Origin of the sequence: Pedobacter polaris (assembly GCF_005116505.1) — a bacterium.
GTDB classification, from domain to species: Bacteria; Bacteroidota; Bacteroidia; order Sphingobacteriales; family Sphingobacteriaceae; genus Pedobacter; species Pedobacter polaris.
On the sequence record NZ_SWBR01000002.1, the window covers coordinates 19,864 to 35,273 of the forward strand.

The following is a 15,410-nucleotide window of genomic DNA, read 5'->3' on the forward strand; positions in this document are numbered from 1 at the left end:
AAAACATGGACGGATATACAGGAGAAATAAGAATTTTTGCGAATACTTTTGCCCCTATGGATTGGGCAATGTGTAATGGCCAAGCACTAAGTGTAAGGGCTTATCCAAAGCTTTTTGCGATAATAGGAATTACTTATGGTGGCGATGGGAAGAATAGTTTTAACTTGCCAAATTTACAGGGACAACTACCGATAGGCGTAGGAACAGGTCCTGGATTATCCGAGCGCAAGCTTGGCGGCACGAGCCAACAAAGCAACTACATTATTACTGAGGACACCATGCCACCACATACCCATACCTTAAACGGTACACTTTCCATCGTATCAGATGTTTCTCCAGCTAATGCCTATACTGGGAGCTACCTTAATTCAAGGACATCAAAAAATAAATACGTGAGTGGTAGTACGCCAACTGGAAGCTTAGATCCGGGTACGTTAACTACCGTTGGTTTTAACGGCAATCCAGTTTCGGTAATGCAGCCTGCTTTATCTTTGTGCTTTGGGATATGTATAAATGGCGAATATCCCACAAAATCATAATCATTAACCGGTAATATTTACCGGTTAATTATGGCTTGTCTGGCCATTATATAGCCTCTACCAACTGATATGAAAAGACTACTACAACGCATTTTATTTACAATTCTATTCATAAGCGTATTTAGCAGTATGGCTTCTGCAGTTGTAATTATTGCTACGGTAAATAATGGAGATTTCAGAACAGGATCTACCTGGTCCGGCGGAGTAGTTCCCACTACTGGAGATATAGCTATTATTCCTTCTGGTATAACAGTTGTATTTACCACAGCCTATGGAAATGGTGGTAATGACGATTGGTTTCAACCAGCCATTTATATTTATGGTACTTTAAAATTTATAAGCGCACAAAACGGTGCAGTTTACAGCCTGATGGCTCCACAGCTCAGGAATGCAGCAAATCTTTATGTGTTTTTAGGGGGAACTATTTTAGACAATCAATTTCCAAATGCTTTTTATCTACGGAACGATCTAAGTATTTATAATTATGCTGGATCTTCATGGACAATTGTTTCTACTGCAACACCACCTTGGACTACAACTGAATTTTCGGTTAGCCCTGAAAATACTCCCGTAAATTTTGTGCCCCCAGTTCCAGGAACAGTTACTGGGAGGATCCCTGTAAATGCAAATAATCCCAACAATTTTATTGTACATAATTCTAATGCTCCTCCAGTTATCGTACCTGTTGCCGTTACGAATACCGCTACAAGTGTGAGTTCTTCGTCGGCTACTTTTAACGGTGCGCTTTACTCAACCAGCGTAGCAACAAGTGGTATTCTTTTTCGTTACAGTACTGCTTCCAACCTTTCTGGCAGTAGTACGATAAACACATCAACTACATCATTAGCTATAAATGCAGCGGCAACCTCACTTACTGCAGGCCCTACTTTATTAGGCGGAACAACTTATTATTATAGATTAGAGGGTACCAATAGTGCTGGCACAGCAGTTGGGGAAACACAAAGCTTTTTAACACTACCATCTACCCCTGCAACACCTACTGTTTCGGCAAATGGAGCTAATGGTTATACTTTAAATTGGAGCGCTGTAACAGGAGCAGCAAGCTATCGACTCGATATAGCTACAGATAATGGCTTTACCTCCATTCTTGGTTCTTACAATAATCTTACAGTAAATAGCACTTCCCAAGCAATTACTGGTTTAACGGCCAATACAACCTACTATTTTAGGTTACGTGCAGTTAATGCAACAGGTACAAGTTCAAACTCAACAACAGGCAGCCAGATTACTACTCCAGTAGCGCCAAGCACTCCAACAGCATCTGTGATTGGTAGTGGAGGGTTTACCATATCATGGTCTACTGTTACTGGCGCAACAAGCTATCGGCTTGACGTAGCTACTGATAATGGTTTTGCTGCTATTCTTGGTTCTTATAATGATCTTACAGTAAACGCCACTTCTCAGGTTGTTACTGGCTTAACCGCAAATACGACCTACTATTATAGAATACGTGCTGTTAATGCAGGAGGTGCAGGAGCAAGTTCTACTGCTGGTAACCAGCTCACCCTTACCGCAAATCCCACTATACCGATAGCGTCTACAATTACTACAACGGGTTTTACGGTTTCTTGGACTGCCGTTACTGGTGCAACCTCTTATCGTTTAGATGTAGCAACTGATAATGGTTTTGCTTCTATTCTTGGTTCTTACAATGATCTTACTGTAGCTGGAACTTCGCAATCGGTGAGTGCTTTATCGGCAGGTACAACTTATTACTTCCGAGTGAGGGCGCTTAACAGTGCCGGAACTAGTGGAAATTCGACCACTGCTAGTCAAATCACTTTGCCAACAACCCCATCAACCCCTACTGCTTCAGTAATAACTGCTACAGGTTTTACTGCGAATTGGACTGCGGTTACAGGAGCTGCCAGCTATCAACTTGATGTATCTACAGTAAATAACTTTGCCAGCTTTGTATCTGGATATAACAATCTTTCAGTTACTGGAACATCTCAATCCATTACGGGCTTAACTGAAGGTACAACTTATTATTACAGAGTAAGAGCTGTAAATGCAGCTGGTAACAGCGCATACTCAACTGTAAGTAGCGTAATTACACTTCCCGCAACCCCAACAACACCAACAGCTTCGGGTGTAACAACAAGCGGTTTTACAGTTAATTGGTCAGCAGTTACCGGAGCTGCAAGTTACCGATTGGATGTTTCTACTGATGGGTTTTCGAGTAACGTTGTAGGTTATTCAGATTTAACTGTAAATACGACTTCTCAGGCGGTTACAGGTCTTGCTTCAGGAAATTACTCATTTAGAGTTCGTGCTGTCAACGCATCTGGTGCTAGTGCAAATTCCCCAGTAGGTACACAATCGCTAAACTCGCCACCAGTTATTGGTGGTATGGCAGCAGGACAGGCCGTAACCGATAAAACAACGGTATTGCCATTCTCAACTGTTACCATTACTGATGCAGAGACTGCACAAACGCAGAGTATAAGTGTAACTTTAGATGTAGCGGCAAAAGGAAGTTTTACCACACTTAATGGATTTACAAATGCAGGTAGTGGCATCTATACCTATTCTGGTAATGCTGCGAATGCGCAAACAGCAATTCGGGGGCTGGTATTTACGCCAACGCCAAATAGGGTTGCCGTTGGAAGCACTGAAACAACTACATTCACGATTTCGGTAAATGATGGTGTAGCATCTGCAGTTACCAATAATACGACAACCGTAGTGAGTACTTCTATAAACGATGCGCCAGTTCTAGCTACCGGAAGTACACTTACCTATACCGAAAATGCTGCTGCCACTGCGATCAATACAGGTATCACGGTCTCTGACCTGGACCATGCCACGTTGCCATCGGCTTCAGTTTCTATTTCTGGGAATTACCAGAATGGCCAAGACCTATTGTCATTTACCAACAATCCTGCCACCATGGGCAACGTATTGGGAAGTTTCAATACCACCACTGGTGTGATGACCTTAACTTCGTCTGGAAACACGGCAACTTTAGCACAATGGCAGTCGGCCCTTCGTGCTGTACTTTATTCGAATAGCTCAGAAACTCCTTCCACATTAGCAAGGACTGTCGACTTTACGGTAAGCGATGGTTCACTAAACAGCAATACGGTTACAAGTACCATCAATATCACCGCTGTAAATGATGCACCTGTTTTAGCAGGAAGTGCAACAGTAAACTACACTGAAAACGCTGCGGCACTTGCTATCAATAGCAACATTACAGTTTCAGATGTAGACCATGCTACACTATCTACTGCAGTAGTTTCGATAACTGGCAATTTTAGCAACGGACAGGATGTACTTTCATTTACCAACAATCCCGCCACCATGGGCAACGTATTGGGAAGTTTCAATACGACCACTGGTGTAATGACCTTAACTTCGTCTGGGAGCACGGCAACTTTAGCACAATGGCAGTCCGTCCTTCGTGCTGTACTTTATTCGAACAGCTCAGAAACTCCTTCCACATTAGCAAGGACTGTCGGCTTTTTAATAAGCGATGGTGCTGTAAATAGCAATACGATTACGAGTACAATTAACATATCGGCCACAAACGATGCGCCAGTTCTATCTACCGGAAGTACACTTACCTATAGCGAAAATGCTGCTGCTACTGCCATCAATACGGGCATCACGGTCTCTGACCTGGACCATACCGCACTGTCATCGGCTTCAGTTTCCATTTCCGGAAATTACCAGAATGGCCAAGACCTATTGTCATTTACAAACAATCCCGCCACCATGGGCAATGTATTGGGAAGTTTCAATACCACCACTGGTGTGATGACCTTAACTTCGTCTGGAAACACGGCAACTTTAGCACAATGGCAGTCGGCCCTTCGTGCTGTACTTTATTCGAACAGCTCAGAAACTCCTTCCACATTAGCAAGAACTGTCGACTTTTTGGTAAGCGATGGTGCTGTAAATAGCAATACGATTACGAGTACAATCAATATCACTGCTGTAAATGATGCACCTGTTTTAGCAGGAAGTGCAACAGTAAACTACACTGAAAACGCTGCGGCAATTGCTATCAATAACAGCATTGCAGTTTCAGATGTAGACCACGCTGCGCTCTCTACAGCAGTAGTTTCGATAACTGGCAATTTTAGCAACGGACAGGATGTACTTTCATTTACCAACAATCCCGCCACTATGGGCAATGTATTGGGAAGTTTCAATACCACCACAGGTGTAATGACCTTAACTTCGTCTGGGAGCACGGCAACTTTAGCACAATGGCAGCTTGCACTACGTGCGGTACTGTATGCTAATTCTTCAGACAATCCATCAGTACTACCTAGAACAATTTCTTACGTTATAAATGATGGCGAAACAAATAGCAACATTATCGCTAGCACAATTAACATCACGGCAGTAAACGACCTACCTACAGTAGCGAATATCATTCTGCCGCAATTAGCCACAGCAACTTTTACGTTTAACTTTGCTTTTGCCGCAAATACGTTTAACGATATCGATAACTCTTTAACTTACACTGCTCGTTTAGTAGGGGGAACCTCCTTACCAACCTGGTTAACCTTCACAAATGCTACAAGGAGTTTTAGTGGTACGCCAAATGGTTCAGATGTGGGTATGTTGGCCATTGAAGTAATTGCGAACGACGGAACTGCAACCATCGCTACCAATTTTAATTTAATGGTTGACCCCGCTAACCGCAATATTACTAGTGCAACCTATAACGGTATTTCTGGCATATTAACTGTAACTGGAACCTATTTCAAAGCTAATACTGGAGGAGCCGATATCAATCTTTCGAAATTCACTATTACAGGAGAGGGGGGTGCAACGCATGTTTTAACTTCTCCAAATGTTGAAATTACCAATGCTACTACTTTCAGTGTTAGTGTAAATACTGGTGATAAAACTGCACTAGCTGCAATTTTTACCAAAAACGGAACACTATCTAGAAATGGTACAACCTATAACATTGCAGCTGCAGCAGACTGGATTACCGCTGCGCCTGGCTTTGCTGATTTGACTGGTAAACCAATTACTGTTTCAGATGTAACCGAAATACCAGTTCCATTAATAACAGCACCTACTGGGATTACGCCTTATGCTGCCACCATAAATGGAACAATTGATCCTAAATTGGGCAATATTACTGCAGGAGCTTTTGTGGTTTCAAAAAATGCTGACCTAAGTAATCCAATCAGTGTACCCGCATTTTCGCCCGTAAATACTTCGATTACCAGTAGTATGCCAGCCACGGCTGTAAGTACTTCATTAACAGGCTTAACTACCAACACGACTTATTATTATCAACTTTCAGCTACAAACAGTTCGGGTGAAGGTAAGAGTGCAATCCAATCCTTTGCAACCTTACCATCTCTAAATGCATACTTAGCCAACCTAACTGTTGATAACGGTGTTGTATTGGATCCCACATTTACTAGAACAGGTATCAGTTATACTGCTGCAGTAAGTAATGCAATTAACAGTTTAAAGGTTACACCAACTTTAGAAGAAACTACGGCAAGCATTAAAGTAAACACGGCTACGGTTACGAATGCCACAGCTTCATCAGCAATTGCATTAGCTGTGGGTTTAAATACCATTACTACTGTTGTTACGGCAGAAGATCTATCAACTACCAAAACCTACACCATTGCTATAAATAGAAGGGCCGCACAAACCATTACCTTCGCTGCAACAGCAAGCACAACATACGGTACGGCCGATTTTGATCCAGGAGCAGCCAGTACCAACACAGGGATTGCAATTGCTTATTCTAGTTCTGATACAAATGTTGCCACCATCGTAGCAGGCAAGATTCATATCGTTGCTCCCGGCACAGTAACCATTTTAGCCAATCAAGCCGGTGATGTAAACCATGATGCGGCATCAACAGTTAGCCAAACGCTAACGATTAACAAGGCAAGTCAGGTAATTAGCTTCGCCGCGCTGGTTAATAAAACCTATAACGATATACCGTTTAATCTCAACGCAACTGGTGGAGGATCTAACAATAGTCTTACTTATGTAAGTTCAAATACAAATGTAGCCACGATAATTGGAAACGAAGTGACCATTGTTGGGGCCGGAACAACGACTATTACTGCCTCGCAAGCAGGTAATAGTAATTATCTTGCAGCTGTTGATGTAACACAATCTTTGGTAGTGAATAAGGCAGCAGCTACGTTCAGTTTGGCTGGATTGACCCAGACCTTTGATGGGACTGCAAAGGCTGTAACCGCTACAACAGCCCCTGCAAACCTCACTGGGGTTGCCATCACCTATGATGGAAGTACGACTATTCCGGTCAATGCTGGAACATACGCAGTTGTAGCCAGCTTAACAAATGATAATTATACTGCAGTAAATGCGACTGGAGCATTAGTAGTTGGCAAAGCGGCACAGGTTATTACCTGGACTGCACCATCGAACATCACTTATGGTACCACACTTTCAGCAACTCAACTTAACGCAACAGCAGAGGGAACATTGACATATACCCCGGCACTTGGAACGGTACTCGGTGGGGGAGCACAGACTTTAAGTGTAACAGCTGCTGCAACTACCAACTATGAGGCTGCAACTAAAACGGTATCAATTACGGTTGACAAGGCTGCACAGGTTATTACCTGGACTGCTCCGGCTAACATCGTATATGGTACTGCTTTAACTGCTACTCAGCTGAATGCAACCGCAGAGGGAACATTGACCTATACACCTGCCTTAGGTACTATCCTTGGTGGGGGAGCACAGACGTTAATCGTAACCGCTGCCGCAACTTCGAACTATGAAGCTGCAACCAAAACGGTATCAATTACTGTTGACAAGGCTGCACAGGTTATTACCTGGACTGCTCCTACTAACATCACCTATGGTACTGCATTAAGTTCAACACAGTTGAATGCAACCGCAGATGGAACATTGACTTATACACCTGCCTTAGGTACTATCCTTGGTGGGGGAGCACAGACGTTAAGCGTAACTGCTGCTGCAACTTCGAATTATGAAGCTGCAACCAAAACAGTATCAATTACGGTTGACAAGGCTGCACAGGTTATTACCTGGACTGCCCCTGCCAACATTACCTATGGTACTGCACTTTCAGCTGCGCATTTGAATGCAACCGCAGATGGGACGTTGACCTATACACCTGCACTTGGAACGGTACTGGGTGGGGGAACCCATACATTAAGCGTAACCGCTGCTGCAACTTCGAATTATGAGGCTGCAACCAAAACAGTATCAATTACGGTTGACAAGGCTGCACAGGTTATTACCTGGACTGCCCCTGCTAACATCACTTACGGAACTGCATTAAGTGCAGCACATTTGAATGCAACCGCAGAGGGAACATTGACCTATACGCCTGCACTTGGAACGGTGCTGGGTGCAGGAGCCCAGACATTGAGTGTAACCGCTGCCTCGACTTCAAATTATGAGGTTGCAACTAAAACGGTAGCTATCACGGTTGACAAGGCAGCACAGACTATTGTTTGGACTGCACCAGCTAACATCACTTATGGTACCGCACTTTCAGCAACTCAACTTAACGCAACTGCAGAGGGGACATTGACATATATACCGGCACTTGGAACGGTACTGGGTGGGGGAACCCATACATTGAGCGTAACCGCTGCCGCAACTTCAAACTATGAAGCTGCTACCAAAACGGTAGTTATCACTGTTGACAAGGCAGCAGCTATTATCAGTTTGGCCGGACTGGCGCAGACCTTTGACGGGACTGCAAAGCCGGTTAGTGCAACGACAGCACCTGCTAGCCTGACTGGAGTTGCCATCACCTACGATGGAAGTACGACTATTCCGACTAATGCCGGGACATATGCAGTTGTAGCTAGTTTAACAAATGATAATTACACTGCGATAAATGCGACCGGCACTTTGGTTATATCAAAAGCCGCACAGGTTATTACCTGGACTGCCCCAGCTAACATCACCTATGGAACTGCTTTAACAGCTACCCAATTGAATGCAACCGCAGAGGGAACATTGACCTATACACCTGCCTTAGGTACTATCCTTGGTGGGGAAGCACATACATTAAGCGTAACCGCTGCCGCAACTGCTAACCATGAAGCCGCAACCAAAACGATCGCTATCACTGTTGACAAGGCGGCACAGACGATTGTTTGGAATTTACCTGCTAATATCACTTACGGCACTGCACTTTCAGGGGTACAATTGAATGCAACTGCAGAAGGAACATTGACCTATACACCTGCACTTGGGACGGTGCTGGGTGCAGGATTACATACCTTATCTGTTACCGCTGCTGCGACTTCAAATTATGAGGCTGCAACGAAAACGGTAGCTATCATGGTCGACAAGGCTGCACAAACCATTGTTTGGACTGCCCCAGCTAACATCACTTACGGCACTGCACTTTCAGCAGCACAGTTAAATGCAACTGCGGAGGGCGCATTGACCTATACACCTGCCTTAGGTACTATCCTTGGTGGGGGAGCACAGACTTTAAGCGTAACCGCTGCCGCAACTTCGAACTATGAAGCCGCAACCAAAACGGTCGCTATCACTGTTGATAAAGCTACACAGACAATTGTTTGGAATGTACCTGCTAACATCACTTATGGCACCGCACTTTCAGCTACACAGTTGAATGCAACTGCAGAGGGAACATTGACCTATACACCTGCACTTGGAACGGTATTGGGTGCGGGAGCACAAACATTGAGTGTAACCGCTGCCACAACTTCGAACTATGAAGCTGCAACCAAAACGGTATCAATTACGGTTGACAAGGCTGCACAGGTTATTACCTGGACTGCCCCAGCTAACATCACCTATGGAACTGCATTAAGTGGGATACAGTTGAATGCAACTGCAGAGGGGACACTGACCTATACACCGGCACTTGGAACGGCATTGGGTGCAGGAACACAGACTTTAAGTGTAACAGCTGCCGCAACTTCGAACTATGAATCTGCAACCAGAACGGTATCAATTACGGTTGACAAGGCTGCACAAACCATTGCTTGGACTGCCCCTGCGAACATCGTATATGGAACTGCTTTAACAGCTACCCAATTGAATGCAACTGCAGAGGGGACACTGACCTATACACCGGCACTTGGAACGGTGTTGGGTGCAGGAGCCCAGACATTGAGTGTAACCGCTGCCGCGACTTCGAACTATGAGGCTGCAACGAAAACGGTATCAATTACGGTTGACAAGGCTGCACAAACCATTGCTTGGAATGCCCCAGCTAACATCACTTATGGCACCGCACTTTCAGCTACACAGTTGAATGCAACTGCAGAGGGAACATTGACCTATACACCTGCACTTGGAACGGTATTGGGTGCGGGAGCACAAACATTGAGTGTAACCGCTGCCTCGACTTCGAACTATGAAGCGGCGACGAAAACGGTCGCTATTACGGTTGATAAAGCTACAGCTACTATCAGTTTGGCAGGATTGGCCCAGACCTTTGATGGGACTGCAAAGGCTGTAACCGCGACAACAGCTCCTGCAAACCTGACTGGGGTTGCCATCACGTATGATGGAGGTACGGCCATTCCGGTCAATGCTGGAACATATGCGGTTGTAGCTAGTTTAACAAATGATAATTATACTGCTGTAAATGCGACCGGCACGTTGGTTATATCAAAAGCCGCACAGGTTATTACATGGACTGCCCCAGCTAACATCACCTATGGAACTGCCTTAACAGCTGCCCAATTGAATGCAACTGCAGAGGGGACACTGACCTATACACCGGCACTTGGAACGGCATTGGGTGCAGGAGCACAGACTTTAAGTGTAACAGCTGCTGCAACTACCAACTATGAAGCTGCAACCAAAACGGTATCAATTACCGTTGACAAGGCTGCACAAACCATTGTTTGGACTGCCCCAGCTAACATCACTTACGGCACTGCACTTTCAGCAGCACAGTTAAATGCAACTGCGGAGGGCGCATTGACCTATACGCCGGCGATCGGAACGGTACTTGGTGGGGGAACTCATACATTGAGCGTAACCGCTGCTGCAACTTCGAACTATGAAGCTGCAACCAAAACGGTATCAATTACGATTGACAAGGCTGCACAGGTTATTGCTTGGAATGTCCCAACTAACATTACCTATGGAACTGCGTTAAGTGGAACACAGTTGAATGCAACCGCAGATGGGACGTTGATCTATATACCAGCGATAGGCACTATACTTGGTGCTGGTACACAGACCTTATCAGTAACCGCTGCCTCAACTTCGAACTATGAGGCTGCAACTAAAACGGTCGTTATTACGGTCGATAAGGCAGTACAAACCATTGCTTGGACAACCCCAGCTAACATCACCTATGGAACTGCATTAAGTGGGATACAGTTGAACGCAACCGCAGAGGGGACATTGACCTATACACCTGCCTTAGGTACTATCCTTGGTGGGGGAGCACAGACATTAAGCGTAACCGCTGTCGCAACTTCGAACTATGAAGCTGCAACCAAAACGGTATCAATTACGGTTGACAAGGCTGTACAAATCATTACCTGGACTGCCCCAGCTAACATCACCTATGGAACTGCATTAAGTGCAGCACATTTGAATGCAACCGCAGAGGGAACATTGACCTATACACCTGCACTTGGAACAGTGCTGGGTGCAGGAGCCCAGACATTGAGTGTAACCGCTGCCTCGACTTCAAATTATGAGGCTGCAACCAAAACGGTATCAATTACTGTTGACAAGGCTCCACAGGTTATTACCTGGTCCGCCCCCGTTAACATCACCTATGGTACTGCATTAAGTGGAACACAGTTGAATGCAACCGCACAAGGCGCACTGACCTATACACCTGCTTTAGGCACTATACTTGGTGCAGGAAGCCATACACTATCCATAACAGCTGCCGCAACTACCAACTATGAAGCAGCAACGAAAACGGTAGTTATGACGGTCGACAAGGCAACGGCTACTATTAGTTTGTCTGGACTGGCGCAGACATTTGATGGGACTGCAAAGCCGGTTAGTACAACTACGGTACCGGCTAGCCTGACTGGAGTTGCCATCACCTACGCTGGAAGTACGGTAGTTCCGACCAATGCTGGAACATATGCAGTGGTAGCCAGCTTAACAAATGATAATTATACTGCGGTAAATGCGACCGGCACGTTGGTTATATCAAAAGCTGCACAGGTTATTACCTGGACTGCACCATCGAACATCACTTATGGTACCGCACTTTCAGCAACTCAACTTAACGCAACCGCAGAGGGGACATTGACATATACCCCGGCACTTGGAGCGGTACTGGGTGGGGGAACCCATACATTGAGCGTAACCGCTGCCGCGACTTCAAATTATGAGGCTGCAACCAAAACGGTATCAATTACGGTTGACAAAGCTGCACAGACTATTACCTGGACTGCCCCAGCTAACATCACCTATGGTACTGCCTTAACAGCTACCCAATTGAATGCAACTGCAGAGGGAACATTGACCTATACGCCTGCACTTGGAACGGTGCTGGGTGCAGGATTACAGACCTTATTGGTTACCGCTGCTGCAACTTCGAACTATGAAGCTGCAACCAAAACGGTTTCAATTACGGTTGATAAAGCTGCACAGACTATTGTTTGGACTGCCCCAGCTAACATCACTTACGGCACTGCACTTTCAGGGGTACAGTTGAATGCAACCGCAGAGGGAACATTGACCTATACACCTGGCTTAGGTACTATCCTTGGTGGGGGAGCACATACATTAAGCGTAACCGCTGCCGCAACTGCTAACCATGAAGCCGCAACCAAAACGATCGCTATCACTGTTGACAAGGTGGCACAGACGATTGTTTGGAATTTACCTGCTAATATCACTTACGGCACTGCACTTTCAGGGGTACAGTTGAATGCAACCGCAGATGGGATATTGACATATACACCAGCACTTGGAACGGTACTGGGTGGGGGAACCCATACATTAAGCGTAACCGCTGCCACAACTTCGAACTATGAAGCTGCAACCAAAACGGTATCAATTATGGTTGATAAAGCCGCACAAACCATTGTTTGGACTGCCCCTGCCAACATCACCTATGGAACTGCCTTAACAGCTACCCAATTGAATGCAACTGCAGAAGGAACATTGACCTATACACCTGCACTTGGGACGGTGCTGGGTGCAGGATTACATACCTTATCTGTTACCGCTGCTGCGACTTCAAATTATGAGGCTGCAACGAAAACGGTAGCTATCATGGTCGACAAGGCTGCACAAACCATTGTTTGGACTGCCCCAGCTAACATCACTTACGGCACTGCACTTTCAGCAGTACAGTTAAATGCAACTTCGGAGGGCGCATTGACCTATACACCTGCCTTAGGTACTATCCTTGGTGGGGGAGCACAGACGTTAAGCGTAACCGCTGCCGCAACTTCGAACTATGAAGCCGCAACCAAAACGGTCGCTATCACTGTTGATAAAGCTACACAGACAATTGTTTGGAATGTACCTGCTAATATCACTTACGGCACTGCACTTTCAGCGGTACAGTTGAATGCAGCCGCAGATGGGACGTTGACCTATACACCAGCGATAGGTACTATACTTGGTGCAGGGTTACAGACCTTATCGGTAACTGCTGCCTCAACTTCGAACTATGAGGCTGCAACTAAAACGGTCGCTATTACGGTCGATAAGGCAGTACAAACCATTGCTTGGAATACTCCAGCTAACATCACCTATGGAACTGCATTAAGTGGGATACAGTTGAACGCAACCGCAGAAGGGACATTGACCTATACACCATCGATAGGTACTATACTTGGTGCAGGATTACATACTTTGTCAGTAACTGCTGCCTCGACTTCGAACTATGAAGCGGCAACGAAAACTGTAGCTCTCTCGGTTGACAAGGCGACAGCTACTATAAGTTTGACAGGATTGACGCAGACCTTTGACGGGACTGCAAAGGCTGTAACCGCTACAACAACCCCTGCAAACCTGACTGGGGTTGTCATCACCTATGATGGAAGTACGACTATTCCGACCAATGCCGGGACATATGCAGTTGTAGCTAGTTTAACAAATGATAATTATACTGCGATAAATGCGACCGGGACGTTGGTGATCGGAAAGGTTACCCAGACAATTACGTTTGCTCCATTGCCTAACAAAACGTTTGGCGATTTCAATTTCAATTTAACCTCTACTGGCGGGGCGTCTGGAAATGCCGTTAGCTATACCAGTTCCAATCCGCTCGTAGCAAAGGTTTCTGGAAATACTGTAACCATTGTTGGTGCTGGAACGACCACAATTACGGCAAATCAGGCTGGTAATATTGACTATGCTGCAGCATCAAATGTTGATCAAGTATTAACGGTGCTTCAAAAACCGGTAACAGGAGCCTTTACTGCTGCCAATAAAATCTATGATGGTACCGTTTCAGCAATAATTACAACAAGATCGCTTATTGGAGTACTCAGTACTGATATGGGCAATGTTACGCTAATAGGAGGGACTGCAATTTTTGATAATATCCAATCGGGAACTGCAAAAACCGTAACTTCAACGGGTATGACTTTAGCAGGTATAGGAGCAAGTAATTATCAACTATCATCTGTTTCTGTAGCTATAGCAGACATCAGTTCCAAACAAATTACGGTTACAGCAGATGCAAAAACCAAAACATATGGCGATGCTGATCCTGTTTTAACCTATACGGTTCCTGCGGGTTCGTTGATTGGAACTGATGCAATTACAGGTGCATTAACAAGGGCAACTGGTAATGGAGCTGGAATCTATGCCATCAACATAGGAACTATAACAGCGGGTAGCAATTATGCCATCAATTATATTCCCGCTAATTTTACCATCTCTCAGAAAGTGTTAACGATTACTGCTGATAATCAATCGAGGTTATTCAATACGGTCAATCCGACACTTACGGCAACCTACAATGGTTTTGTAGGTGCAGAGCATGTGGCAACGTTAACAACTTTGCCAATACTTACCACTACTGCAGTAATTTCATCGCCAGTTGGCAATTATCCGATTATTGTTAGTGGAGCAGCGGCTACCAACTATAGTTTTAACTACGTAAATGGCACGTTAACTATCATCAACAATACACAATCGATTACTTTTGCTGCATTGGGTGATAAACTGTCAACTGATGCTATTTTCACATTGAATGCGACATCAAGTGCAGGGTTAACCATCACTTATACAAGTAACGACCCAACTATTGCGAGAATTGTTAACGGTAACCAAGTTGAAATCTTAAAAGCCGGAACAGTGAATATAACGGCAAGCCAGTTTGGAGATGCAAATTATGCAGCAGCAGTGCCGGTGATACAGTCACTTCGCATATTGGATAACCCAGTTCCAGTAATTGCCATCACAAGCGATCTTGGCACTAGTATCAGCAAGGGAGAAACAGCGAAGCTAACGGCCACAGGTGCCACTACTTATGTATGGAGCAATGCAAATGGGGTTATTGGCGCACAGAACACAGCGGTACTTACTGTTAGGCCCTTGGTAAATACTATTTATACGGTTACCGGAGCTAATCAGTTCGGAAGAACTAGCACGCAAACTATTGCCCTTACGGTAAAGGAAGATCTTCAATCAGTAGTAATAGCACCATCGGCAACTAATATTATTTCTCCCAATGGCGATGGTGTGAACGATTTCTTCACCGTGAAGAACATTGATGCCTATCCGAACAATACAATGACCATTTTTGACCGTGGAGGTAAAACATTGTACAAAGTGAAGAGCTATCAAAATGATTGGGATGGAAAAATTAACGGATTGGCATTGGAAGAAGGCACTTACTACTATATTGTCGAATTTGGCGATGGAAAGACCAACGCCAAGAAAGGTTTTATAACAATAGTGAAAGAATAGCAA

The 15,410-nt window shown here is 45.0% G+C and carries 2 protein-coding genes; both read left to right on the forward strand.

Features of this window, described 5'->3' with window-relative positions:
* Positions 1-5 precede the first annotated feature (5 nt).
* Positions 6-539: a phage tail protein gene (locus FA048_RS06560; protein ID WP_136839449.1), complete on the forward strand. Its 534-nt coding sequence runs from the start codon at positions 6-8 to the stop codon at positions 537-539.
* Between the two features lie 69 nt (positions 540-608).
* Positions 609-15,407, forward strand: a complete 14,799-nt coding sequence (locus tag FA048_RS06565; RefSeq protein WP_136839450.1) for an MBG domain-containing protein — start codon at positions 609-611, stop codon at positions 15,405-15,407.
* Positions 15,408-15,410: the final 3 nt, after the last annotated feature.

Bases quoted from the DNA above. Each gene is read 5' to 3' on its own strand.
- FA048_RS06565 (WP_136839450.1), top strand. From the start codon at position 609: ATGAAAAGACTACTACAACGCATTTTATTTACAATTCTATTCATAAGC.
- FA048_RS06560 (WP_136839449.1), top strand. From the start codon at position 6: ATGGACGGATATACAGGAGAAATAAGAATTTTTGCGAATACTTTTGCC.